Source organism: Microbacterium sp. CFBP 8801, from assembly GCF_014839455.1.
Lineage (GTDB): Bacteria > Actinomycetota > Actinomycetes > Actinomycetales > Microbacteriaceae > Microbacterium.
This window is the reverse complement of record NZ_JACYNU010000004.1, coordinates 34,879-59,549: the sequence shown is the minus strand read 5'-3', so window position 1 is coordinate 59,549 and position 24,671 is coordinate 34,879. Positions and strand designations below refer to the sequence as shown.

Genomic DNA, 24,671 nt, shown 5'->3' with positions numbered 1-24,671 from the left:
GATCGGCATCCACCCCTTCGTCGTTGCGTCAGTGCTTGTTGCCCTGCGCGGCGACCGCTGCGGCGCCCGCGGCGGCGGCCTCGGGGTCGAGGTACTCCCCCGGTCCGAGGGGCTTCAGGTCGGCGTCGAGGCGGTAGACGAGCGGAATACCCGTCGGGATGTTCAGCTCGGCGATGTCGGCGTCGCTGATGCCCTCGAGGTGCTTCACGAGACCGCGCAGCGAGTTGCCGTGCGCCGTGACCAGGACGGTCTTGCCGGCCTGGAGGTCGGGGACGATGTCGCTGTGCCAGTAGGGCAGCATGCGGTCGATGACGATCGACAGCGACTCGGTCGCGGGGACCTCACCGTCGATGCCGACGTAGCGCGGGTCGCCGACCTGGCTGTACTGGTCGTCGGCGGGCAGGGCCGGCGGCGGAACGTCGAACGAACGGCGCCAGAGCATGAACTGCTCGTTGCCGAACTCCTCGAGCGTCTGGGCCTTGTCCTTGCCCTGCAGGGCGCCGTAGTGACGCTCGTTGAGGCGCCACGAGCGCTTCACCGGGATCCACAGACGGTCGGCGGCGTCGAGCGCGATGTTGGCGGTCTGGATGGCGCGACTGAGGACGGAGGTGTGCAGCACGTCGGGCAGCACGCCCGACTCGGCGAGCATCTCGCCGCCGCGCTGCGCCTCGGCCTTGCCCTGGTCGGTGAGTCGCACGTCGACCCAGCCGGTGAACTGGTTGGTCTTGTTCCACTCGCTCTGCCCGTGGCGGAGGAGGATCAGCGTGTGAGGCGCGGTCATGCCTCCATGTTATCGACGCGCGCGGCTGGCATCATGTTCCGGTGACTCCCTCCCCCGTCGGCCGCCCGACCCGCGGGACGACCGGGGTCAATCGGCTTCGCCGGGTGGACCGGTGGATCGCCCGGCATCCGGTGCTGCGCCGCACCGACGACCCCCTCGTGGTCGACCTCGGCTTCGGCGCGAGCGCGGTCACGCCCCTGGAACTCCTCGCCCGGCTGACGAAGCAGAGAGCGGATGCCACGGTCGTCGGGCTCGAGATCGACGCCGATCGCGTCGCCCGCGCCCGCGCGCAAGCGGAGGGCGTCGCGGGCGTCACCTTCGCCCGTGGGGGGTTCGAGGTGCCGCTGCCGGGCCGGCGACGCCCCGCCGTCATCCGCGCGATGAACGTGCTGCGTCAATACGACGAAGACGACGTCGCCGACGCCTGGGGCCGCATGTGCGCGCGGCTTCAACCCGACGGCATCCTGGTCGAGGGCACCTGCGACGAGATCGGGCGCATCGCCACCTGGGCCGAGATCGGGGCGGATGCCATTCCCCGCAGCCTCACCATCTCGCTGCGCCTGGCAGAGCTCGACTCCCCCGCGATCGCGGCCGAGCGCCTGCCCAAGGCCTTGATCCACCGCAACGTGGACGGCGAGCGGGTGCACGCCTTCGTGGCCTCCCTCGAGCGGGAGTGGACGCGGGCGGCCGTGGTCGCGCCCTTCGGCTCCGTCCACCGGTGGCGCATCGCCATGATCGCCCTCGCCGACGCCGGCTGGCCGCTGGTGCGGCGCGAACGCTGGCGGTTGGGCGAGGTCGGCGTCGCGTGGGAGGCCGTCGCGCCGCTCTGAGCCCGACCCGGCGTGGTCGCACCGACGTCGCGCGGCTCGCGCTCAGATGCGCGGGAGAAGCGCCCGCGCCTCGGCCGACGGCATCCCCGCCGCCACGAGCAGGTCAACGGCGAGCGGACGCAGGGCCGCGACGAGGTTGAGTTCTCCGACACCCCCGCCCGGTAGCAGCGCGGCGGGGTCGAGCCGTCGGATCACCGCGACCACCGCCGCGCGGGCGACGGGCTCGAGCGAGATGTCGTCGAGGCTGTCGCGCACCAGCCCCGCCCCGCGGGCGAGCTCGGCGAGCAGATCGGCCGGGACCGGACGCGCCTCACCGTCGACGCAGAGGTACGCCGCGCGGCGGGCGACGACGCGCAGGTTGCGCGTGGCCAGATCGAGCGCCTCGCGCACGCGGGCATGCCGCTGCAGCTCGGTGCGCTGGCGGCGCAGGAACGGCGAGATGCGCGCCACCTCGCGGCCCGACTCCAGCGAGCCGCTCCACGCGTCGACGTAGGTCTGCAGGGACCGCGCGCGTTCCAGGCCCCGCTCGGCCCGCGCGCGGTCCCCTCGGCGGAGCGCCCGCACGATCGTCGCCATGGCCACATCGAGCGCGTCGAACAGCTCGTCGGCGTCGCGGAGCTCGGTGCGGCGCAGCGTGCGCGGGATGAGCGCCGTCACGATCAGAGCGGCGACACCGCCGATGGCCCCGTCGACGAGGCGGAGGAAGGGCGCCCCGGTCACCACCACCAGGGCGATGAGCGACTGCACCACCGCCGCGAGGGCGAACCCCGGCTGCGGCGAGAGGAAGCGCGCGACCACCAGGGTGACCGACATGGCCACGGCGATCTGCCACCAGCCGCTTCCGGCGGTCACCAGCACGATCTCGGCGATCAGGATGCCGACGAGCATGCCGACGACGGTCTCACCGACACGCCAGGGTCGCGCGTCACGCACCAGTCCGAGGCTCGACACCGTGACCGTCGCCGCCAGCAGCGGAACCGGGTGGCCCAGGACGAAGTGCGCGAAGGCGTACGCCGAGGTGGCCGCGACCACGATCTGGACGATCGCGGGCAGCGACTCGCGCACCCGCGCGACACGTCGCCCCAGGGTGGAACGCAGACGGGAGGGAGGAACGACGACGCCGACCGTCGTCGACGAGTCGTCGGCGCTCATTCCGCGGCGCGGCGGCGACCCAGGCGCGGCAGACGCGGTACAGACGCGGTGGCGCCCGCGTCGGCGGGCACGACGGTCTCGGCGGCCGCGGCGATGGGGCCGTCGGCCGTGTCCACCACGAGCGGCACGCCCTCGGGGGCCGTGCGCTTGACGAGGGCCAACGCGATGGGCCCGTCTTCGTGGTGGATCGCGACCGAGGTGATCGTGCCGATCACGCTGTCACCCGCGCGCACGGCATCACCGCGCGCGGGAAGCACACTGTCGCTCCCGTCGAGCTGCAGCGCGACGACACGACGCGGCGGGTGGCCCAGGTTGTGCACCTTCGCCACCGTCTCCTGACCGCGATAGCAGCCCTTCGACAGGTGCACGGCGGTGCGCAGCCAGTCCATCTCGTGCGGAAGCAACCGCTCGTCGGCGTCGACGCTCACGCGCGGGCGCCACGCGGCCACGCGCAGCGCTTCGACCGCGTCACGACCCGCGAACGCCATCTCTCCCGCGACAGCGGCATCGATCAGGCGGTCGAGCTCTTCGGCATCCACGATCGCCTCGGCCCAGTCACGGTCGGCTCCCGGATGCGGATCGACACGGGCGTACGCCCATCCGCCGGGGGTGACGTCGGGCCACGGGTCGACCCAGACCGGAGCCGCCGCGGTGAGGGCTTCGACGGCGGCACGCGTGCCCCCGATCACCGACAGTTCGTCGGAACGATCGCGCACGTCCACCCGCAGGCGGAAGCGCATGCGGGTGAGCCAGGTCAGGAGCGCCTCGGCGTCGGACGCGTCCACGATCAACCAGGTCGTCTCACCGTCGTCGACGACCGAGGCCGCGTGCTCGACGCGCCCCTGCGGATCGAGGATGAGGAGTTCCGTCGACACTCCCGGGGCCAAGTGCGTCAGCGCCTGTGACGACAGGGAGTCGAGCCAGCTGCGCCGGTCCTCGCCGCCCACCGAGATGACGCGGCGATCGCCCAGAGGGGCAAGGGCGGTTCCGGATGCCAGACGGCGCTGTTCCGCGACGGGAGAACCGACGTGGCGCAGCCCCGCGTCGTCGACGACCGCGCCGGGAACCTGTGACAGCGAAGCCATGGTCATTCCGCCCGGGCCAGGCGCGCCGACGCGTGCGAGCCCAGTTCGCGGCCGAGGGCGGCGATGTCCCAGGCCCACAGCAGATGGTTGTCGACGAGACCGTAGAGGCGAGTGGCCGCGGCGTACGGCTTCGCGCCGGCGGCGCGCACCACGGCGTCGGTCGCCAGATCGATGCGCGGACCCTTGACCTGGCCGACGTACAGCTCGAGCACGCCGTCGGCGTGGGCGAGGCTGACCTCGAGGTCGAAGCCGCCGTCGGCGTTGCGCAGAGCCTCGACGTCGTCGGCGGTGCGGACCGCCGCCGGGGCGGACGGCGGGAGCAACGCGGGACCCGCGTCGGCGTCTGTCGCCGGTCGCGCGAGGCGCCAGTACCCGGTCTCGGCGACCAGGGGACGACGCGCATCGCCGTCGAGCAGCCAGGCGTCGGCGGAGTAGTTGAGGTACCCCCCACCGTCGTGGCTGAAGCTCACGCGATGCGCGAACTCACCCGAGAACGCGTGCCCGTCGACCTCGTAGTCGATGACGCCGGTGCCTTCCCAGACGCCGACCAGCCACGACAGAGGGACGAGGTCGGCCGGAAGATCGGTCGGGATCTCGATCACGGTGCGCTCAGCGCTGGCCGCGATAGAGGTTCCAGACGACCGTGCCGGAGACGAAAGCGATCGCCAGCGATGCGAGGCCGAGAAGTCCCACGAAGAAGAGTTCGAGCGCGAGGAGGTCCATGAGGCGAGTCTATCCGGGAACCGCGCGCGACGGATCGTCGCGACCCGTCATCCGTTGACGATGGATGCCAGACCGAAACCCGCCGTGACGATGCCGAGCACGAGCAGCGAACCGAGGGCGCTCAGCGCCATGCGCTGGATGAACGCCTGCGACCGCCCGTACCAGAGCTGGATGGCGAAGGCGACGATCAGGCAACCACCGAGCGCGACGGTCACCCACTGCGCACGCCAGCCCTCGGGGGCGAACACCCCGATGGCCACTCCGGCGATCAGCGCGAGTACCCACACGGCGACGATGCCGCCGAAAGTCCGGCGCGGCGCGAGGTCGGGAGTCGACATGGATCCATCATCACCCAGGACGGGCCGAGAGCGCGAGCGCGGGCCGATGACGGCGCGCGGCGGCGCGTCACCCTAAGATGGGCGGGTGCGCGGCAGGTCGCGCGGGAGGTCCCTTTGGCACAGCTTCTGGTTCTGAGCTCCGCACCCGGCGGCGGAGCGGCCTTGCCTGCGCTCGAACTGCTGAGCCACCGCGTGCGCCAGATCCCCGCCGAGCCCGCTCAGTTGGTGAACGCGCCCAGCGCAGACGTCGTCTTCATCGACGCGCGCTTCGACCTCGTCGGCGCCAAGTCGCTGTGCAAGATCATCTCGACGACCGGCATGGAAGCACCGCTCGTGCTGATCGTCACCGAGGGCGGTCTCACCGCCGTCTCGACCGACTGGGGCATCGACGACGTGGTGCTCGTCGGCGCCGGCCCCGCCGAGATCGACGCCCGCATCCGCCTGGCCATGGGGCGCCGTGCCGCCGACCAGGTGTCCACGCGCATCCAGACCTCGGGCATCTCGATCGACGAGTCCTCGTACTCGGCCAAGGTGCACGGCAAACCCCTCGATCTGACCTACAAGGAGTTCCAGCTCCTGCACTTCTTCGCCACGCACCCCTCGCGGGTGTTCACGCGCGAGCAGCTGCTCAGCGAGGTCTGGGGCTACGACTACTTCGGCGGCACCCGCACGGTCGACGTGCACGTGCGACGACTGCGCGCGAAGCTCGGCGATCTCGAACAGCTGATCGGCACCGTCCGCAACGTCGGGTACCGCTTCAACGTCTACGAAGACGACCCCGCGCCCGCGGCATCCTCCCCCTCCTGACGACGCACGCACCTCGTGTTCACTCGCGTGTCACCGACCCCTGACATGATGTGGGAATGATGGAACACGACGCGCTGGATGCCGGGCTCGGCGACGCCGACGACGACGACTTCGACGAAGCCGTCGAGGCCGCGGACGACCAGCTTCCCGATCACCGCTACCTCGATCGCGAGATCAGCTGGTTGTCGTTCAACCAGCGCGTCCTCGAACTGGCCGAAGACCCGATGGTCCCGGTGCTCGAACGAGCCAACTTCCTCGCCATCTTCGCCAGCAACCTCGACGAGTTCTTCATGGTGCGTGTCGCCGGCCTCAAACGCCGCATCGTCACCGGCCTCGCCGTACCCACCAACGTGGGCCGCGCGCCGCTCGACGTGCTCGCCGACATCTCGGCCGAAGCGCACCGCCTGCAGGAGCGCCACGCCGCCGCCTGGACCGAGAAGGTGCGCCCCGCGCTGGCCGAGGCCGGCATCGAGGTCGTGTCGTGGGACTCGCTCGACGAAGACACGGCCGCTCGACTGACCGAGTACTTCCAGCGCAACGTCTTCCCGGTGCTCATGCCGCTCGCCGTCGACCCGGCGCACCCGTTCCCCTACATCTCGGGCCTCTCACTCAACCTCGCGATCCGCATCCGCAACGCGCGCACCGGCCGACAGGAGTTCGCGCGCCTGAAGGTGCCCCCGATGCTCCCCCGTTTCGTCGAGATCAGCGGTGGCCCCGGCGTGCGCTACCTGCCGCTCGAGGAGCTCATCTCGAACCACCTCGGCGATCTGTTCCCGGGGATGGAGGTGCTCGACCACCACGCGTTCCGTCTGACCCGCAACGAAGACATGACGATCGAAGAGGACGAGACCGAGAACCTCATCCAGGCACTCGAGGCCGAACTGCTGCGTCGACGGTTCGGGCCGCCCATCCGCCTCGAGATCACCGAGGACATGGATGACGTGACCCGATCGCTGCTGCTGAGCGAGCTCGACATCACCGAGCAGGAGGTCTACCGCCTGCCCGGCGCCCTCGACCTGCGCGGCCTGTTCGACCTGTCGCGCATCGATCGCCCCGACCTGCGCTACCCGCCCCACGTGCCCAAGACCGCCCTGGCCTTCCAGCCGGCGGAGCAGAACGGCCGCGCCGACCTGTTCGGCGCGATCCGCAAGGCCGACGTGCTCGTGCACCACCCCTACGAGTCGTTCGCCACGAGTGTGCAGGCCTTCCTCGAGCAGGCCGCCCGTGACCCGCACGTGCTCGCCATCAAGCAGACGCTGTACCGCACCTCGGGCGACAGCCCCATCGTGCAGGCGCTCATCGACGCCGCCGAAGCAGGCAAGCAGGTGCTCGCCCTCGTCGAGGTCAAGGCGCGCTTCGACGAGGCGAACAACATCGTCTGGGCGCGCAAGCTCGAGAAGGCCGGCGTGCACGTCGTCTACGGCCTCGTGGGGCTGAAGACCCACTGCAAGCTCGCCCTCGTCATCCGAGAAGAAGAGGCACGCCTGCGCCACTACAGTCACGTGGGCACGGGCAACTACAACCCGAAGACGAGCCGCATCTACGAAGACTTCGGCCTGTTCACCGTCGACGATCAGGTGGGTCGCGACCTGACCCGTCTGTTCAACGAACTCAGCGGGTACGCGATCGAGAAGAAGTTCAAGCGCCTTCTCGTCGCCCCCCTGCACCTGCGCAAGGGTCTGCTGCGCCACATCGACAAAGAGCGTCGCAACGCCCTCGAGGGCAAGACCTCGGGCGTGCGGATCAAGGTCAACTCGATGGTCGACGAAGAGATCATCGACGCCCTGTACCGCGCCAGCCAGGCCGGGGTACCCGTGGATGTCTGGGTGCGCGGCATCTGCTCGATCAAGCCCGGGGTCGAGGGGATGAGCGAGAACATCACCGTGCGCTCCATCCTCGGTCGCTACCTGGAGCACTCGCGCATCTTCACGTTCGACAACGACGGCGACCCGCAGGTGTTCATCGGCAGCGCCGACATGATGCACCGCAACCTCGACCGCCGCGTCGAGGCCCTGGTGCGCGTGGTCGATCCCGCGCAGGTTCAGGAACTGATGACGCTGTTCAGCCTCGCGATGGACGACGGCACGAGCTCGTGGCACCTCGGTGCCGAGGGCGAGTGGGTGCGTCACAGTGTCGACGCCGACGGCGCGCCGCTGGTCGACCTGCAGGAGCACACGATGGCGCTCGTCCAGCGCAAGCGCCGCGCACGGTCGGCGCGGTGACCGAGACCGCGATCTATGCGGCCGGCGGCGTGGTGTGGCGCGTCGTCGACGGAAAGCTGCGCGTCCTACTCATCCACCGCACCAAGTATCGCGACCTGACGCTGCCCAAGGGCAAGGTCGATCCCGGCGAGACCCTCGCCGAGACGGCCGTGCGCGAGATCCGGGAAGAGACGGGCATCCGCGTGGCGCTCGGCGTGCCGGTCGGAGTGTCGCGGTACCGGATGCCGAGCTCGCGCACCAAGATCGTGCACTACTGGGCCGCCGAGGCCACCGATGCCGCCGTGCGCACCTCGACGTTCGTGCCGAACAAAGAGGTGGCCGCCGTCGAGTGGGTGAGCCTGAAGAAGGCGCGGAAGAACCTCAGCTACCCCGTCGACATCGAGATCCTCGACGAGTTCACGCGGTTGGTCGACGAGCAGGCGCTTCCCACGTTCCCCGTGATCGCCCTGCGCCACGCCAAGGCCCGCTCGCGCGAGGAATGGGAGGGCGAAGACAACGATCGCCCCCTCACCACGCGGGGACGCCGACAGGCCGAGGCCATCGTCGGGCCGCTGCTCGCCTTCGGCGTGCGCCGGATCGTCTCGAGCCCCGCCGAGCGCTGCGTCCGCACGGTCACTCCCCTGTCGCACGCGCTCGGACAACGCATCCAGGTCAGCGGCGAGATCAGCCAGGACGCCTGGGAAGAGGGCCGTTCCGACGCGCGGACCGTCATCGGCGAGCGCGTGCGGGCGCGCAAGCCCGTCGTCCTCGCCAGCCACGGTCCCGTGCTGCCCGACATCCTGAACGAGATGGCACTGGCCACCGGCACCATGCGCGGGTCGTACCTGGGCAGTTCCTCGGCGCTCGAACCCGGCGGGTTCTCGGTCGTGCACATTCCGGTGGCGCACCCCGGTGCGGGCATCGTCGCCATCGAGACGCACGAGCCGCCGGTGTGACCCTTCCCCCCGACGTCCGCGTCGCGTGGCGCGAGGTCCCGCCGGGCGCGGTGCGCCGCGAGGTGTCGCGGTCGTTGCTCGCCGAGCTGCTCCCGGGGGCGGACGTCGTGTCACGGTGCTCCGCGTGCGGCGGTGAACACGGGCGCGTGCGGGTCATGGGGGTCGAGGCCACGGCATCCGTCTCGTACGCGGAGGGGTGGGCGGTGGTGGCGACCTCACGTTCAGCGGGGTCGGTGGGAGTCGACGCGGTCCCCGCCGAGGCGACCGGCCTCGACAACGTCCTGCCGGGGGCGGATGCTCGCACCTGGGCGCGGGTGGAGGCGGTGCTCAAGGCCGACGGTCGCGGGCTCAGCGTCGACCCGGCGCGCGTGCGGATCGAGCCCCGGGCGGACGACACCTGGGTCGGTCGGGTCGACGACGGCGCTCCGTACGACGGATACGACGTGGTGGGCCCGCCGCGCGTCGTTGTCGCCGTCGCGGTGTCACGCGTGGGGTGTGCTGCTCGATAGCGGTGCCCGGGCGCGGCGGGCGCGGGGGCGCGTGATGAGCGGCGGGCGCGACGCGTGACGAGCGGAGGGCGAGGGACGAGCGGAGGACGCGGAGCGCTCAGGCCCCCTCCCTCCGCCCCTCGCCCTCCGCTCGCCCCGGCGACCGGGGCCGGAACCTCACACCCGCGACGGCAGAGCGGTGCGGTCGACCCACGCCGACAGCACCGCCGCGGCATCCGCTCCCCCGGCCCGAGCCACCGCGGCGCGGAAGTCGTCGGTCGTGACGAGTGCGTGGCGGTGGTCGGCGGTCCAGGCGCGCAGCAGATCGAAGAACGCGACATCGCCCAGGGTCCGCCGCAGCGCGTGCAGCGTCAGCGCGCCGCGTTTGTACACGCGGTCGTCGAACATGTCGTCGGGTCCGGGGTCGATCAGCAGCAGATCGCGCGGCTTGGCGGCCAGTCGGGCGTAGTGGTCGTCGACGCAGGTCTGCACCGAAGGGCCGCCCGAGGCCTCGGACCACAGCCACTCGGCGTAGCAGGCGAAGCCCTCGTTCAGCCAGATGTCGCTCCACCGCGCGAGACCGACGCTGTTGCCGAACCATTGGTGCGCCAGCTCGTGCGCGATGAGGCGCTGCGCCGCGGGCACGAGGTGGTTCATGCCGAAGACGGCGAGGCCCTGCGCCTCGAGCGGGATCTCGAGCTCGTCGGCGGTGACGACGAGCGTGCACGCCTGCTGCGGGTACGGCCCGAACAGGCGGTCGAAGAGCCGCAGCATCTCGGGCACGGGGGCGAAGGCGCGGTCGACCGCGGCCGTCAGCGCCGGCGGGGCGCTGACGGTCACCGGCGGCACGACATCGACGCCACTGCCCGCCAGGGGACGCGTGCGATACCGGCCCACGTGCACCGCCGCCAGGTACGTGGCGGTGGGCACATCGGAGGTGAACACCCGGGTGGTGCGACCGCCCCGGCGCATACTCGCTCCCGCGACGCCGGTCGCGGCGACCTCGTAGCCGTCGTCGACCGTGATCTGCATGCGCATCGAGGCGCGGTTGTCGGGCCGGTCGTTGCACGGGAACCACGTCGGAGCCCCCGTGGGCTGGCCGGCGACCAGAGCGCCGTCGGTGAGTTCCTCCCACCCGACGGTCCCCCAGCGCGAGCGACGGGGCGCCGGCGTGCCGGCGTACGCGACCTCGACCTCGAACCGATCCCCCGGGGCGAGAGCGCGCGCGGGCGTCACGCGGATCGCGTGCGGCCCGGCCGTCACCCGCGCGGCGGCCCCGTCGACGCGCACGCGCGACGTGCGGAGCCCGACGAGGTCGAGGGCGAATGAGGTCACCGCAGTGCGGGCGACGGCGACGATGGTCGCGGTTCCCTCGAGCCGATTGGTGCGTACGCGATAGCCGAGGACGAGGTCGTACGACTGCACGTCGTACGAGGCGTCACCGCTCTGCGGGGCGTAGGAGTCGGTGGCGCTCACGTGGTCGACTGGTAGGCGCGGACCTTCACGGCACGCCACGGACCGATGGGGTTGCCGCTCCAGCGCGAGCCGACCGGAACGGTCTCACCGCGCATGACCAGCGACGCCGGCCCCACGGTCGCGTGCGCACCGAGGGTGGAGGCGGGAAGGACCACGCTGTGCGGACCGAGGGTCGCCCCCGCTTCCAGCTCGACGGTATCCATACTCATGATTCGATCATGGAACAGATGCGTCTGCACCACGCATCCGCGGTTGACGGTTGACGCGGCCCCCAAAGTGACCAGGTCGGGTTCGGGCAGCCAGTAGCTCTCGCACCAGACACCGGCACCGATCGTTGCGCCGAGGCTCCGCAGCCACACGGCGAGCGCGGGGGTTCCCGTCGCCGCGCGCGCGAACCACGGGGCGGCGACCATCTCGGTGAAGGTGTCCGAGACCTCGGTACGCCACACGAAGCTCGACCAGAGGGGCTGTTCCCCCGCGCGGATGACGCCGACGATGGCCCACTTGGCCGCGGTCGAGACCCCGGCGGCGACCGCCCCCGCGGCCAGCATCACCAGGCCCGACAGCAGCAGCGTCCACACCGGCCCGACGCTCTGCCAGAGCCCGGCGAGGGCGAAGATCACCCCGAGCCCGATGGCGCAGGTGACGACGACGGGAACGAAGCGCCCCAGTTCCCACAGCGTCCGCGCCAAGCGCAGACCCGACGTGGGGCGGTAGGTGCGCGACTCGTCGCCCGCGGCCGACAGGCGGCGCAGACGCACCGCGGGCGAGCCGAGCCACGACGAACCCGCCTTGGCCTTCATCGGCGCCGCCGACAGCACCGCGACCAATCCGTCGCGCGGCACGCGGTGCCCCGGCGCAGCCATGCCCGAGTTGCCGAGGAACGCGCGCTTGCCGATGCGCACCGGGCCGATCCGCAGCCATCCGGCGCGCAGTTCGTAGGACGCGACCATCGTGTCGTCGGCCAAGAACGCGCCGTCTTCGATGCGGGTCATCGACGGGATCAACAGAACGGTCGACGCCTCGACGTCGCGACCCACCTCGGCGCCGAGCAGGCGCAACCACACGGGGGTGAACAACGACGAGTACAGCGGGAAGAGGATCGTGCGGGCGGCATCCAGAAGTCGTTCGATGGTCCATGCCTGCCACGCGACGCGGCTGCGCACGGGGTGGGTCCCCTCGGTCAGCCCGATCGAGAGCAGCCGCACGAGCAGGACGACGGATGCCGCGAACACGAGGCCCGTGACGGCGACAGCCGGGACGAGCCAGACGAAGGCACCCCCTGCGGCCCCGGCGAGCGAATCCGCGCCGCGCATGCCCTGGGCGACCACGAGCGCGCCCACGGTGAAGGCCGCGAGCGGCAGGAGCGCGAGCACGAGCGCCGACGCGGCGTACGCCCACAGCCAGCGGGTGGGCGCGGGCGGGCGCTCGGTCGGCCATCCCTTCGCCGTCCCGCCGACGCGCACGGCGGGCGAACCCGCCCACGACTGGTCGGCCTTGACGCGGCCGAACACCGCGGAACCGGGGGCGATCTCGGCTCGTCGGCCGATGCGGGTGCCCGGCGCGAGCGTGGAGCGCGCTCCCACCGTCGCCTCGGCGCCGATGCGCACCTCGCCGATGCGCACGAGGTCGCCGTCGATCCAGTACCCGGTGAGGTCGACCTCGGGCTCGATCGATGCGCCGTCGCCGACGACGAGCATGCCGGTGACCGGCGGCAGCGCGTGCATGTCGACGTTCCGGCCGATCCGCGCGCCCAGAGCGCGGGCGTAGTACGACACCCAGGGGGCGCCGGCCAGACCCACGGCATCCACCTGGTCGGCGATCTGCTCGGCGAGCCACAGACGGATGTGCACCCAGCCGCCCCGCGGGTGATCCCCGGGGCGTACCCCCGCCAGCAGCAGACGAGCGGATGCCACGGCGATCGCCATGCGTCCGAACGGCGTCGCGAAGATCAGCAGACCGACCACGAGCAGGGGCCAGGGCACCGACGGCAGCACGTCGAAGCCGGGGAGGAGCCGCAGCACGGCCGACGCGGTGAGCAGGTACAGCAGCCACCGCACGCCGGAGAGCACGAACAGCGGTGCGCCCAGCAGCGTCTGAGCCCACTGGGTCGTGCGCGGGGTGGGCTCGGCGCGGTGGAACTCCGCCGCGCCCTCGTCGACCAGCTGCGGACCGAGGGCCTTCGCCATCGCGCCCAGACGGGGAACGTCGTAGATGTCGGCGACCGAGAACTCCGGCACCCGCGTACGGATGCGCGAGACCAGCTGCGCGGCCGCGAGCGAACCGCCGCCGAGGTCGAAGAAGTCGGTCTTGCGCTCGGTGACGGCGACGCCGAGCACCGCCTGCCACTGCTCGGCGAGCCAGGCCTCGTCGGCCGAGAAGTCGGTCGGCGCGGGGGCGTCGACGCCCGGGAGCGGCCAGGGCAGTGCCGCGCGGTCGACCTTGCCCGAGGTGCGCACCGGCAGCGCGTCGACGACGCCGAGCAGCGGGATGGTCGCCGCCGGCAGGCGCTCGGCGAGCGCGGCGCGCGCGGCGCGCCGGTCGAGGTCGACGCCCTCGTCCATGACCAGGTAGCCGACGAGCACGGGCACGCCGGCCTCGGTCGTGCGTACGGCGACCGTGGCGGCGCTCACGCCCGCCAGATCCTGCAGCGCCGACTCGACCTCGCCCAGCTCGATGCGTCGTCCGCCGACCTTGACCTGGTCGTCGGCGCGGCCCTGGAAGACCAGGCCTTCCGACTCGAATCGCACCAGGTCGCCCGAGCGGTAGGCACGATCCCACCCGAGCGTCGGCATGGGCGCGTACTTCTCGGCGTCTTTCGCGGGGTCGAGGTAGCGGGCGAGACCGACCCCGCCGATGATGAGCTCTCCGGTGCCTCCCTCGGGAACGGGGAGCCCTTCGGCGTCGACGACGGCCAACGCCCATCCGTCGAGCGGCAGACCGATGCGCACCGGCAGCGAGCCGTCGAGCGCGGCCGCGCACGCGACCACGGTGGCCTCGGTCGGCCCGTAGGTGTTCCACACCTCGCGACCGTCGGCGACCAGGCGGGCGGCGAGCTCGGGCGGGCAGGCCTCGCCGCCGAAGATCAGCAGGCGCACGTTCTCGATCGAGTCGGCGGGCCACATCGCCGCCAGCGTCGGCACGGTCGACACCACGGTGATGCCCTGGCGCAGCAGCCACGGCGCCAGGTCTTCGCCGGAGCGCACGAGCGAGCGCGGGGCCGGCACCAGGCACGCGCCGTGTCCCCACGCGAGCCACATCTCCTCGCACGAGGCGTCGAACGCGACCGACAGACCGGCCAGCACCCGGTCGCCCGGTCCCAGCGGCTCCTGCTGAAGGAACAGGCGTGCCTCGGCTTCGACGAATGCCGCCGCCGAACGGTGCGAGACGGCGACGCCCTTGGGAACGCCCGTCGAACCCGAGGTGAAGATGATCCACGCGTCGTCGTCGACGCCGGGCGGGGCCACCACCGGCACGGCGTTCGTGCTGGGATGCGGCGCGTCGCCGTCGTACAGGCGCACGAGGTCGGCATCCGCGTCGTGGGAGACGAACTCCCCCGCGCCCACGACGATGCCGCGGACCCCGGCTTCGCCGAACACCAAGCGGGCCCGCTCGTCGGGATCGTCGGCGTCCACGGGCACGTAGGCGGCACCGGCGGCCATGACGGCGAGGATCGAGACGTACAGCTCCTTGGAGCCCGACGGCATCCGCACCCCCACGCGGTCGCCGCGGCGCACACCCGCCGCGTGCAGGGCGCCGGCCGTGCGCCAGACGCGCGCGAGCAGCTCCCGGTAGCTCAGGGCGCCCGAGCCGTCGTCGATCGCCGAGGCCTCCGGATGCCGGGCGGCGACGCTCGAGAGCAGATCGATGAGGGTGCGCGCAGGAGCCGCGGCATCCCGTCGGTCCAGCGGAGCCTGTGCGGCGGAGGCAGAGTTCGTCACGGGGGTGAACAGTACAACCCCCAGGAAAACACCCCGGACGGGCCACACCGGTTCACCTCCCGTTCACCCGTGGGGCGCAGTCTCGTAAGAGTCGCTGCTTACCGTTCACGACGAACCCTGCACCGGGTTCCTGTTCCCGACATGCGAAGGATTCACACAGTGAAGCTCTCCCGAATCGCCCAGCTGGGCACCGTGGCCGCCGTGGCCTCTCTGACCCTCGCCGGCTGCGCCGGCCCCTCGAGCTCCGGCGGCGCCGCGGGCTCCTCGGAATCCCCCTCCTCCTCCGACGTGGCGTTCACGATCGACTCCTCGCTCTCGGGCACCATCACCGCCGGTGGCTCGAGCGCCCAGTCCAACGCGCAGGCCGCGTGGACCAGCGCCTACAACGCCCAGGCCAAGGGCGTCACGATCAACTACGACAAGTCGCAGGGCTCCGGCGGTGGCGTCACCAACTTCCTGAGCGGCGCGTACGACTTCGCCGGCTCCGACTCGCCGCTGAACGCCGACCAGACCTCGCAGTCGGTGGCGCTGTGCACCGAGGGCGGCGTGAACATCCCCGTCTACCTCGACGGCGTCGCGATGATCTTCAACATCCCCGGTGTCACCGAGCTGAAGCTCTCGGGCGAGACGATCGCCAAGATTTTCGCGCTGCAGATCACCGACTGGTCCGACCCGGCCATCACCGCCGACAACGGCACCGAGCTCCCCGCCGGCGCCATCACGACCGTCGCGCGTTCGGACGGCTCGGGCACCACGCAGAACTTCACCAACTACCTCGCCGCGACCCAGTCGTCGGTGTGGACCTACCCCGCGGGCAAGGACTGGCCGGTCGAGGGCAACGTGTCGAAGCAGAAGGGCGGCTCCGGCGTCGTCGAGGCCGTCAAGGCGGGCTCGGGCACCATCGGCTACGCCGACCACTCGGCCGTCGGCGACCTCAACTCGGCTGCCGTCATCCAGGACGGCACCGCCGTCGCCTACAGCCCCGAGGCCGTCACCGCGACGTTCGAGGCTGCGGCCGTCGACGCCAGCAACGGCATCGCGGGTGACCTGTCGAAGAAGTTCGACTACTCGAAGCTCACGGCCGAGACGTACCCCATCCCGCTGGTGTCGTACGCGATCACCTGCAGCACGTTCAAGGACGCCAAGCAGTCCGAGCTGGTCAAGTCGTACCTCGGCTTCGTCACGAGCTCGCTCGGCCAGCAGGTCGCGGCCAAGAACGCCGGCTCCGCACCGCTGCCGGACTCGGTCCTCGAGGCTGCCGCCGAGACCCTCTCGGCCATCAAGTAAACATCTGTCGGACTCGGCCCGGCTCGCACCTCTCGTGCGGGTCGGGCCGGGCTGATCGAAGCGATCGATCATCATCGAGCGTTTCGCTGAGCCGAATCCTCACAGAACACCCGACCGAGGAGCACCCCATGACCCGTGCCGAGCGTGAGGTCCCGCGTGACTGACACCGTCGCTGACACCGAGACCACCCCGTCGTCCCCTCCGCCGCCTCGAGCGAGCATCGTCGGGAAGCGTCGCGTCGGCGACACGGTCTTCCTCGGTCTGTCGACCACGGCTGCCGTGTCGATCATGATCATCCTCGCGGGCGTCGCGATCTTCCTGATCCTGCGTGGGCTTCCGGCCATCACCGCCAACTGGACCGAGGGCGACCTCGCCGGGTACCAGAACGGCACGTGGACCAACTTCTGGGAGTACGTCGGCCCACTGCTGTTCGGCAGCATCTGGGCGGCGCTCATCGCCATGGTCATCGGCACCCCGGTCGCCATCGGCATCGCGCTGTTCATCTCGCACTACGCGCCCCGCAAGATCGCCGGAGCCCTGGGCTACGTCGTCGACCTGCTCGCCGCGGTGCCCTCGATCGTCTTCGGACTGTGGGGCATCATCGTGATGCGCCCGCTGCTGTTGCCGGTGAGCCAGTTCCTCAACGAGTACCTCGGCTGGATCCCGCTGTTCCAGGGCCCCGTGTCGAGCACCGGCTCGACGATGTTCACCGGTGGAGTGGTGCTCGCGGTCATGATCCTCCCGATCGTCACCTCGATCACCCGCGAGATCTTCCTGCAGACCCCGCGCCTGCACGAAGAGGCCGCCCTCGCCCTCGGGGCGACGCGCTGGGAGATGATACGCCTCGCGGTGTTCCCCTACGCCCGCAGCGGCATGGTCTCGGCCACCCTGCTCGGCCTCGGCCGCGCGCTGGGTGAGACCATGGCCATCGCGCTCATCATCTCGCCGAGCCTCATCTACTCGGTGCTGCTGCTGACCGACGGCTACAACTCGCAGACCATCGCCGCCAACATCGCCCTGAACTTCCCCATCGCGACCGACCTGCAGCGCTCCGCGCTGATCGGCACGGGCCTGATGCTGTTCGTCGTCTCGCTCGCGGTCAACATGTTCGCGCGCTACATCGTCGCCGCGACGGGCCCGGGGGCCAAGGGTCGCAAGAAGGGAAAGCGCTCGTGACCGCCTCCGTCACCCCCGCGGCCTCGACCCCCCTGGCGCTGACCAGCGGCCGGCTCCCGCGTTACATCGAGCCCGCGCTGCTCGCCGGTGTCGCCGTCGTCGTCGCCGCGATGCAGCTGCTCATGGGCGGTTTCAACATCGCGACCTGGCTGATCCTGACCGCCGTGCTGTACCTGATCGCCATCGGCGTCGGCTCCAGCATCGTCGAGAACCGCCGCAAAGCGGTCGACCGGGTCGTGCGCGGCCTCGTCACCGTGGCCTTCCTTCTCGCCGTGGCGCCGCTCATCTCGACCCTCTACACCGTGGTGTCGAAGGGCCTCGCGGTGGTCAACCTGCAGTTCATCACGCAGGTGGGAGGCACCGCCTTCGACCCGAACACCCTCGAGGTCGTCGCGACCCCCGGTGCCTGGCAGGCCGTCACCGGAACGCTGATCATCACGGGGATCGCGGCCCTCATCTCGGTGCCCATCGGCATCCTGGCCGCGGTCTACCTCGTCGAGTACGCACAGCCGAACAACCCGCTCCGCCGCGCGATCACGTTCCTCGTCGACGTGATGACCGGTATCCCCTCGATCGTCGCCGGTCTGTTCGCGTTCTCGCTGTTCAGCCTCGTCGTCGGTCCGAAGGCCTTCAGCGGCTTCTCGGCATCCATCGCCCTCTGCGTGCTGATGATCCCCATCGTCATCCGCTCCACCGAGGAGATGCTGCGTCTGGTGCCGGCCGATCTGCGCGAGGCGTCGCTCGCCCTGGGCGTGCCGCGCTCGGCCACGATCATCAAGGTCGTGCTGCGCACTGCCGCCAGCGGCATCATCACCGGTGTCGTGCTGGCCGTGGCCCGCGTGGTGGGTGAAACGGCGCCGATCTTCATCGCGGCGAGCTTCACCGACAACTTCAACGCCAACCCGTTCGACGGCCCCATGCAGACCCTCCCCGTCATGGCCTACACCGCCTACAGCTTCCCCGGCCAAGACATCGACGCCTCTCAGGCCCAGGCCTGGGGCGCGGCGTTCCTGCTGGTCGTCCTCGTCGTCATCTTCAACCTGATCGCCCGGATCGTCGCGGCCGTGTTCGCGCCGAAGGCGCGCTGAGCTAGGAAAGGCACTCCCGTGTCCAAGAGCATCGAGGTCCAGGACCTCAACGTCTACTACAGCGACTTCCTCGCGGTCGAGGGCGTCTCGATCGACATCGAGCCGCGTTCGGTCACCGCCTTCATCGGCCCCTCGGGCTGCGGCAAGTCCACGTTCCTGCGCACCCTGAACCGCATGCACGAGGTGATCCCCGGCGGCCACGTCAAGGGCCGCGTGCTCATCGACGGCGACGACCTCTACGGTCCCGGTGTCGATCCCGTGCTCGTGCGTCGTCACGTCGGCATGGTGTTCCAGCGCCCCAACCCGTTCCCGACGATGTCGATCCGCGAGAACGTCCTGGCCGGCGCCAAGCTCAACGACAAGCGCATGTCGAAGAGCGACGCCGACGCCCTCGTCGAGAAGTCCCTGCAGGGCGCCAACTTGTGGAACGAGGTCAAGGACCGCCTGGAGAAGCCCGGCGGCGGACTCTCGGGTGGTCAGCAGCAGCGTCTGTGCATCGCCCGCGCGATCGCGGTCTCGCCCGACGTGCTGCTGATGGACGAGCCCTGCTCGGCGCTCGACCCCATCTCGACCTTCGCGATCGAGGAGCTCATCTCGGAGCTCAAGAACGAGTACACGATCGTCATCGTCACGCACAACATGCAGCAGGCGTCGCGCGTGAGCGACAAGACGGCGTTCTTCAACATCGCCGGAACCGGCAAGCCCGGCAAGCTCATCGAGTACAACGACACGTCGGCGATCTTCACCGCGCCGACCGTGCAGGCCACGGAAGACTACGTCTCCGGCCGCTTCGGGTAAGCGCGAGAACGACGAAGGCCCCGCTTCGGCGGGGCCTTCGTCGTTTCCGCGCCGGGGCGGGCCGGTCGCGCGGGTTGGGCGCGTGAGCTCAGTCGCGCGGGCTCAGCAGGTACGCGTTGAGGTCGGCGGTGAGCTCCCGGTCCACCGTCTTCGGACGACCGTCGACGGCCGACAAGGGCGCGGCGAGACGCACGCTCGACAGCAGCCACGCGGCATCCGCATCTTCGAGGTCGTCGAGCAGGACGGTCTCGTACGAGGTCGAGAACCCCCGCGACTCCAGGTGCGAGAACAGGCTCAGCTGCGTCGTCCCGTGCAGGATGCCGGCCTGCGGCTCGGGGGTGACGAACCGGTCGCCCACGCGCAGCAGGACGGATGCCGTGGGCGCCTCGAGAACGACCCCGTCGTTCGTGACGAAGACGGCGTCGTCGGCGCCGCGGCGCTGGGCCTCGCGGATCGCGGCCATGTTCACCGCGTACGACAGGGTCTTGGCCCCCAGCAGCAACCACGGGGCACGGGCGGGGACGTCGGCCGGGTAGCCCCGGTCGAGGGTGGCGATGCGTACGCCGTCGCGTCGGGCGCGGACGTTGTCGGGGGCCGTGGCGAGGGTGATCCACGCGGTCGGCGACGCCCCGGATTCGACACCGCGGCTGAGGATGAGTTTGATGACGCTCTCGCCGGCGCCGGCCTCGGCGGCGACGCGCTCGATCGCGGCCCGCCACTGCGCCGGATTCGGCGTGGGAAGGTCGCACAGCCCCGCGGACCGGGCCAGACGTTCGAGGTGGGGCCCCACCTCTTGCGGGTGGCCGTCGACGACGCCGAGAGATTCGAAGACCCCGTCGCCCCGCTGCGCACTGAGCTCACCGAGCGGCAGCACGGGAGCGTTCGGATCCACCGTGTGCAGCGTGTCGGAGAAGTCCTCCCGCTGATCGTCGGATGCCACGGGGTCGATCACGAGAGCGAAACGCCAAGCCATGCAGCGAGCCTAGGGCCGCCGAAGCGACACGCCCGGGGCTTGTCAACGGGTCGCGCGGAGGGAATGTCTTCGGCCGACCCTTGTTACACTCTTCTAGCCGGGCCGCAGTAACCCCGGGCTCCATCTTTTGCCGCTCTGAGCGGCCATGCGCCGAGAGGCGTTCTGCGGTCCGGCACTTATCTTTTCTGCGGCAGACGTCGCGTCGCAGGCTCGAGAGGCATCGCCCTCGTCTGCGCGGCACTCTTCTCGTCGTCCGGCGCCGGCGGAACGCGGGCGGCACCACGATCCACCGCCGCAGGCCCGACGGGTCGCGTCATCCGCTCCGACTCAGGCGAGCGAGTCGCGGCGCCAGAGCGCGGCGGAGGCCGACAGATCGTCGGCGTACGTCGCCAGGCGCAACGCGCGGGTGGTGAGCGCCGTCGCGCGCTCCGACTCGGTGTTCTCGTAGTCGTCGGCCAGGTGACTCGACCCCGACGCCTGCACACGGCAGAAGGCCGCCGCGCGATCGAGCGCCACGGCGAAGTCCCCCTCGAAGAGACCTCGCAGGATCGTGTCGATCAGCTGCACGAGTTCTTCCGGTCCGGCGGGGGCCGGAGCGCCCGCCACGACGGGGTCGACCGTGGCGATCTCGGTGCGTCCGCGCTCGTAGAGCAGAGCCGCGGTCGCGGCGTCGTCGTGGATCATCAATTGCAACAGGTATAGGCGCCAGAGCGCGCCGGGCAGCGATTTCGCCGGGGAACGCGACCAGAGTTCCGCGATGTCGTCGATCCCGTTGTCGTCGGTGAAGGCGACCAGTCGCTCGACGACGTCGACGGTGGGGTCTGCCCGCACCCTCGACAGCAGGGCCTGCGCGGTGCTGTGCGCGACGCGCGACACCTCGGCGGGGTCCTCCGCCGCGAACAGGCGGTCGAACAGCTCAGCGGGCCGTCGCACGGGCTTGTGGAACTCGCGTGAGGAATCGCTCATCGTTCCAGGCTAGGGCGTCGACCCTCACCGTGGGCCGAGAGCGAGACCGGGGCTCAGGCCGTCGCGACGGCGACGACGGCGTCGGTGCTGGGCGTTCCGTCGGGCGAACCGCCCGCCGGCTCGACGGTGACGGCGATGACGTCACCCTCGTGCATCTGACCCTCGAGGACAGCGGTCGCCGAGCCATCGGCATCCGGCTGGAAGGTGCCGGCGGCGATCGGGGTGCCCTCGCGCACGAACCACAGCTCATACGTCTTGTCGGACGGAAGCGCGGGCATGCCGTCGGAGACCAGCACGCTGCGTCCGGTCGATGCCGACCAATGGGCGGTCGCGACGGTGCCGTCGGGCATGGTGGCCGTGACCGAGCGGGCGTCGGGCGATCCCTCGATCTGCTCCAGGGCGACGACGGCTGCCGGGGGTGCCATCAGCTGTCCCACGGTCACGGCGCCGAAACCGAGCGCGAGCACGGCGGCGAACGACGCGGCCAGGGTGAACCAACGGCGTCGGCCCCAGCCGGATGCTGAGGCGGAACCACCCGATACGGGCTCACGCTCCGCGGTGACCGGGGTGAGGCCCGCTGCGGCGAAGTCCTCGTCGTCGAGCGGGGCGGGGGTCGCCACCACCGGGGAATCGTCCTGGGGAAGCTCGGAGATGCGAGCGAACAATGACGCGCGCACGGAAGCGGGCGGCTCGACGGGCTCGATGGTGTCGCTGATCGCGGCCACGGCGTCGGCGGCCGATCGAACGTGGGAGTCCCAGTGCGGATTACCCGCCAGAGCCTCCTGGTACGCGCGCTCATCAGCTGCCGAGAGCGCGTTCAGCGCGTGCCCGGCAGCGAGGTCGGCGAAGTCCCTCTCGTTCACTTGTCCACCCCCATTTCCATCCTCAAGCGTGACAATCCGTCGCGCATCCTCGTCTTGATCGTTCCGAGCGGCGCCCCGACGAGAGTAGCGATCTCACTCTGGCTGTATCCACCGAAGTAGGCCAGGGTGAGGGCTTCTTTCTGCGCTTCGGGAAGCGCCGCCAATGCATCGACGACGCGTCGCCCCTCGATCTTCATCTCGACTTTTTCAGAGACGTTGTCGTAGGCAACGTCCATATCGCGGAACCCCGCGCGTACGTCACGATCGGCACTGGATTGCGACGACCGCACGCGGTCCACCGCTCTCCGGTGGGCGATCGTGAGAACCCACGACCTTCCTTGGCCTCTATTCGGAGTGAACCGCGCGGCGGATTGCCAGATCTCGAGGAACACTTCCTGCAACACCTCTTCGCTCTGCGAGCGGTCGACGAGCACGCGCAGGATGAGGCCGAAGGCACGGGCCGACAGGACGTCGTACAGCTCAGCGAAGGCGAGGCGATCGCCCGTCGCGACGCGCTGCAGCAGCGCCCCGACCTGATCGACAGGCTCCGTCCCGTCGTCGGGAAGGTCGAAACCGTCGATCACCATGGCCTCCATCATTCCTTACGAATACAGAGACCCCCGTACGCGCGCGCGCGAGCCGCGCAGCTCGGCGAGGCCGGCCCGCCATCCTCGGGCCGATCGAACTCGGATCAAAAAGATTCTGAAGAATATTTACGAGCCTCTGACCTGGGATTTTCCAGCCACCGGATGCCGAAATCCGACCTAGATCGCAACAATCCGCAATCCGATCCCCCGGGGGTCCCGAAGACCCTGTGTAAGCCGCTCCACGGTGAACCGCCCCTCGCACCGGGGTGTCCCTGACGGGTCGCAGACGCGATCCGAATGATTCTCGGAGGAATGTCATGCTCATCAACAAGAAGCCCGTCGTTGCTGGTCTCGCCCTCGTTCTGGGCTCGGCCTTCGCACTCACCGCCTGCTCCGGCGGCGCCTCCACCTCGGGCGGCACCACTGAGGAGAGCATGGCTCCCTCGATGGCCGCCTCGCCCTCCGCTTCGGCGTCGTCGTCGATGATGGACCCGGCCGCCAACCTCGTCGGTGCCGGCTGTGCCGACTACGCCGCCGCCGTTCCCTCGGGCTCCGGCTCGGTCGCCGGCATGGCTGCTGACCCGGTCGCGGTCGCCGCCTCGAACAACCCGCTGCTCACCACGCTCACCGCGGCGGTCAGCGGCCAGCTGAACCCCGACGTGAACCTGGTCGACACGCTCAACGGCAGCGAGTTCACCGTCTTCGCTCCGGTCGACGACGCGTTCGCCAAGATCGACGCCGCCACCATCGACGGCCTCAAGACCGACTCGGCCACGCTGACCAAGATCCTCACGTACCACGTGGTTCCCGGCCAGATCGCGCCCGACGCCATCGACGGCACCCACACCACGGTCGAGGGCCAGGACGTCACGGTCGCCGGTTCGGGCGACTCGATCACGGTCAACGGCTCGGCCAACGTCATCTGCGGTGGCGTCCAGACCGCCAACGCCACGGTGTACCTCATCGACTCGGTGCTGATGCCCCCGATGTAATTCTCGATTGCGCGGTCTCCGCGCACTCGATCGGTCGATTACCGACCGAAGTAGACGGCGAGCGCCGGACCCCAGGCGAGGGGGTCCGGCGCTCGCTTTCGTTCGTGGGTCAGTCGACGATCGCGCGGACGATCTCATCCTGGACCAGGCGCGCGGCGACCGGACCCGCGTTCATGAACCAGGGGTCGAAATCGACGGCCACGGAATGCCCGTCGGCGACCGCGTTCAGGGTCGGCCACAGCGGCGCGTCCTCGATGAACGCCAGGCCCTGACCCGTTCCCGCATAGAACAGGCGATCGGCGTCGGCGAGGTCGATCTGTTCGGCGCTGATTTCTTGCGATGTCTCGTCGAACTGCTGCGACGCGGGCCGCCCCAGCCCCAGATCCTCGGCGATGCCGCCCGCGAACGACGGCACCCCCATGATGCGGGTGCGGTCGCCCGTCGACTGCAGGAACGACACGGTCGGCTCCCCCTCCGGGTGCGTCTGCGCGAACGCCGCGCTGTCGGCGTGCAGAGCGTCGAGAATGCCGCGCGCCGCGCCCTCGTCGCCGAGGGCGTCGGCGATGAGCAGGAAGTCGCTCTTCCAGTTGACGCCGTTGCCCTTGGTGACGACGGTCGGAGCGATGGCCGAGAGCGCGTCGTACAGCTCTGCGCCGCGCGTGGAGTTGATGAGGATGAGATCGGGGGCCGCCTGCGCGATGGCCTCGAGGTCGGGCTCGGTGCGCTGGCCGATGTCGGTCATGGCGCTGAGGGCCGCGGCATCCTGAGTGAAGGCGTCGACGAGGTACTGCGGCACGAGCCCGCTGTTCTCGGCGCGCGTCGCGGCGGTGGGGACCTCGCCGAGGGCGAGGAGTGCGTCGAGCTGACCGGTCGACACGACGGCGATGCGCGTCGGCGCGGCGGGGATCTCGGTCGCCCCCTCGAAGTGCGTCACCGTGCGCGGGAAGACGCCGTCTGGCTCGGTCGAGCCCATACCGGGTTCGAGGTCGCGCGCCACGACCCATTCGCCGGTGGAACCGGCTTCGGCGTCGACGGTCGACGCGGGGGCGGGCGAGCCCGCGCAGCCGGCGAGGGCGAGCACGGCCGTCACGCCGATGACAGCGCCGAGGCCACGAGGACGAAAACGGGTGCGGAAGGACGGGGAACGAAAAACAGTCACGGAG

The 24,671-nt window shown here is 70.6% G+C and carries 22 protein-coding genes; 10 read left to right on the top strand and 12 right to left on the bottom strand.

Going from position 1 to position 24,671, the window contains the following annotated elements; all coding sequences use genetic code 11:
- Window positions 1–28: 28 nt before the first annotated feature.
- Entirely contained in the window at window positions 29–781 is a 753-nt protein-coding gene (locus IFR11_RS06445) for a phosphoglyceromutase (protein ID WP_055838296.1), read from the bottom strand.
- A 41-nt stretch (window positions 782–822) separates the two neighbouring features.
- On the opposite strand from IFR11_RS06445, the gene IFR11_RS06440 reads away from it, so the two are divergent.
- Window positions 823–1,611: a class I SAM-dependent methyltransferase gene (locus IFR11_RS06440; protein ID WP_191915622.1), complete on the top strand. Its 789-nt coding sequence runs from the start codon at window positions 823–825 to the stop codon at window positions 1,609–1,611.
- Between the two features lie 42 nt (window positions 1,612–1,653).
- Here IFR11_RS06440 and IFR11_RS06435 read toward each other — a convergent pair whose 3' ends face one another.
- The 4 genes from IFR11_RS06435 to IFR11_RS06420 form a co-directional block, all read right to left on the bottom strand.
- Complete coding sequence (locus IFR11_RS06435) at window positions 1,654–2,763, bottom strand: FUSC family protein (protein ID WP_181015943.1); 1,110 nt, start codon at window positions 2,761–2,763, stop codon at window positions 1,654–1,656.
- The gene (gene ygfZ, locus IFR11_RS06430; protein WP_082509508.1) at window positions 2,760–3,848 is read right to left on the bottom strand and encodes a CAF17-like 4Fe-4S cluster assembly/insertion protein YgfZ; all 1,089 of its coding nucleotides are present in this window, start codon (window positions 3,846–3,848) and stop codon (window positions 2,760–2,762) included. The genes IFR11_RS06435 and ygfZ overlap by 4 nt, the downstream gene beginning before the upstream one ends.
- A gap of 2 nt (window positions 3,849–3,850) precedes the next feature.
- Window positions 3,851–4,450, bottom strand: coding sequence for an FABP family protein (locus IFR11_RS06425; RefSeq protein ID WP_055838305.1), 600 nt, complete (start codon window positions 4,448–4,450; stop codon window positions 3,851–3,853).
- Window positions 4,451–4,618: 168 nt separating this feature from the next.
- Entirely contained in the window at window positions 4,619–4,909 is a 291-nt protein-coding gene (locus IFR11_RS06420; protein ID WP_191915621.1) for a hypothetical protein, read from the bottom strand.
- Window positions 4,910–5,023: 114 nt separating this feature from the next.
- On the opposite strand from IFR11_RS06420, the gene IFR11_RS06415 reads away from it, so the two are divergent.
- From IFR11_RS06415 to IFR11_RS06400, 4 genes are read left to right on the top strand one after another with little or no spacing between them, the layout of a single operon-like run.
- Complete coding sequence (locus IFR11_RS06415; protein WP_055838310.1) at window positions 5,024–5,716, top strand: winged helix-turn-helix domain-containing protein; 693 nt, start codon at window positions 5,024–5,026, stop codon at window positions 5,714–5,716.
- A gap of 56 nt (window positions 5,717–5,772) precedes the next feature.
- Complete coding sequence (locus IFR11_RS06410) at window positions 5,773–7,938, top strand: RNA degradosome polyphosphate kinase (protein ID WP_191915620.1); 2,166 nt, start codon at window positions 5,773–5,775, stop codon at window positions 7,936–7,938.
- Window positions 7,935–8,873 carry an NUDIX domain-containing protein gene (locus IFR11_RS06405; RefSeq protein ID WP_191915619.1) on the top strand — a complete coding sequence of 313 codons (939 nt, stop codon included), beginning with the start codon at window positions 7,935–7,937 and terminating at the stop codon, window positions 8,871–8,873. Before IFR11_RS06410 ends, IFR11_RS06405 begins: the two co-directional genes overlap by 4 nt.
- Entirely contained in the window at window positions 8,870–9,382 is a 513-nt protein-coding gene (locus tag IFR11_RS06400; RefSeq protein ID WP_191915618.1) for a 4-phosphopantetheinyl transferase, read from the top strand. Before IFR11_RS06405 ends, IFR11_RS06400 begins: the two co-directional genes overlap by 4 nt.
- Window positions 9,383–9,538: 156 nt before the next feature.
- On the opposite strand, the gene IFR11_RS06395 is transcribed toward IFR11_RS06400, so the two are convergent.
- The gene (locus tag IFR11_RS06395) at window positions 9,539–10,837 is read right to left on the bottom strand and encodes a M1 family metallopeptidase (RefSeq protein WP_191915617.1); all 1,299 of its coding nucleotides are present in this window, start codon (window positions 10,835–10,837) and stop codon (window positions 9,539–9,541) included.
- Window positions 10,834–14,778 (bottom strand): Pls/PosA family non-ribosomal peptide synthetase, encoded by a 3,945-nt coding sequence (locus tag IFR11_RS06390; RefSeq protein WP_342030256.1) that lies wholly within the window; start codon window positions 14,776–14,778, stop codon window positions 10,834–10,836. Before IFR11_RS06390 ends, IFR11_RS06395 begins: the two co-directional genes overlap by 4 nt.
- A 159-nt stretch (window positions 14,779–14,937) precedes the next feature.
- On the opposite strand from IFR11_RS06390, the gene IFR11_RS06385 reads away from it, so the two are divergent.
- The 4 genes from IFR11_RS06385 to pstB all read left to right on the top strand — a co-directional run bounded on the left by IFR11_RS06385 (window position 14,938) and on the right by pstB (window position 19,127).
- Window positions 14,938–16,065, top strand: a complete 1,128-nt coding sequence (locus IFR11_RS06385; protein ID WP_055838330.1) for a phosphate ABC transporter substrate-binding protein PstS — start codon at window positions 14,938–14,940, stop codon at window positions 16,063–16,065.
- A 156-nt stretch (window positions 16,066–16,221) separates the two neighbouring features.
- Complete coding sequence (gene pstC / locus IFR11_RS06380) at window positions 16,222–17,241, top strand: phosphate ABC transporter permease subunit PstC (protein ID WP_191915616.1); 1,020 nt, start codon at window positions 16,222–16,224, stop codon at window positions 17,239–17,241.
- The gene (pstA, locus tag IFR11_RS06375) at window positions 17,238–18,329 is read left to right on the top strand and encodes a phosphate ABC transporter permease PstA (protein ID WP_055838335.1); all 1,092 of its coding nucleotides are present in this window, start codon (window positions 17,238–17,240) and stop codon (window positions 18,327–18,329) included. The genes pstC and pstA overlap by 4 nt, the downstream gene beginning before the upstream one ends.
- Window positions 18,330–18,347: 18 nt before the next feature.
- Complete coding sequence (gene pstB / locus IFR11_RS06370; RefSeq protein ID WP_055838337.1) at window positions 18,348–19,127, top strand: phosphate ABC transporter ATP-binding protein PstB; 780 nt, start codon at window positions 18,348–18,350, stop codon at window positions 19,125–19,127.
- An 88-nt stretch (window positions 19,128–19,215) separates the two neighbouring features.
- On the opposite strand, the gene IFR11_RS06365 is transcribed toward pstB, so the two are convergent.
- The 4 genes from IFR11_RS06365 to sigK form a co-directional block, all read right to left on the bottom strand.
- Entirely contained in the window at window positions 19,216–20,100 is an 885-nt protein-coding gene (locus tag IFR11_RS06365; protein ID WP_191915615.1) for an aminodeoxychorismate lyase, read from the bottom strand.
- A gap of 327 nt (window positions 20,101–20,427) precedes the next feature.
- On the bottom strand, window positions 20,428–21,066 hold the full coding sequence (locus IFR11_RS06360; RefSeq protein ID WP_191915614.1) for a DNA-directed RNA polymerase subunit beta: 639 nt from the start codon (window positions 21,064–21,066) through the stop codon (window positions 20,428–20,430).
- Window positions 21,067–21,119: 53 nt separating this feature from the next.
- Complete coding sequence (locus tag IFR11_RS06355) at window positions 21,120–21,929, bottom strand: anti-sigma factor (protein WP_191915613.1); 810 nt, start codon at window positions 21,927–21,929, stop codon at window positions 21,120–21,122.
- Complete coding sequence (sigK, locus tag IFR11_RS06350) at window positions 21,926–22,516, bottom strand: ECF RNA polymerase sigma factor SigK (protein WP_055839471.1); 591 nt, start codon at window positions 22,514–22,516, stop codon at window positions 21,926–21,928. Before sigK ends, IFR11_RS06355 begins: the two co-directional genes overlap by 4 nt.
- A 317-nt stretch (window positions 22,517–22,833) precedes the next feature.
- On the opposite strand from sigK, the gene IFR11_RS06345 reads away from it, so the two are divergent.
- Entirely contained in the window at window positions 22,834–23,508 is a 675-nt protein-coding gene (locus tag IFR11_RS06345) for a fasciclin domain-containing protein (RefSeq protein WP_191915611.1), read from the top strand.
- Window positions 23,509–23,617: 109 nt separating this feature from the next.
- On the opposite strand, the gene IFR11_RS06340 is transcribed toward IFR11_RS06345, so the two are convergent.
- Window positions 23,618–24,667: an iron-siderophore ABC transporter substrate-binding protein gene (locus tag IFR11_RS06340; RefSeq protein WP_342030255.1), complete on the bottom strand. Its 1,050-nt coding sequence runs from the start codon at window positions 24,665–24,667 to the stop codon at window positions 23,618–23,620.
- Window positions 24,668–24,671 lie beyond the last annotated feature (4 nt).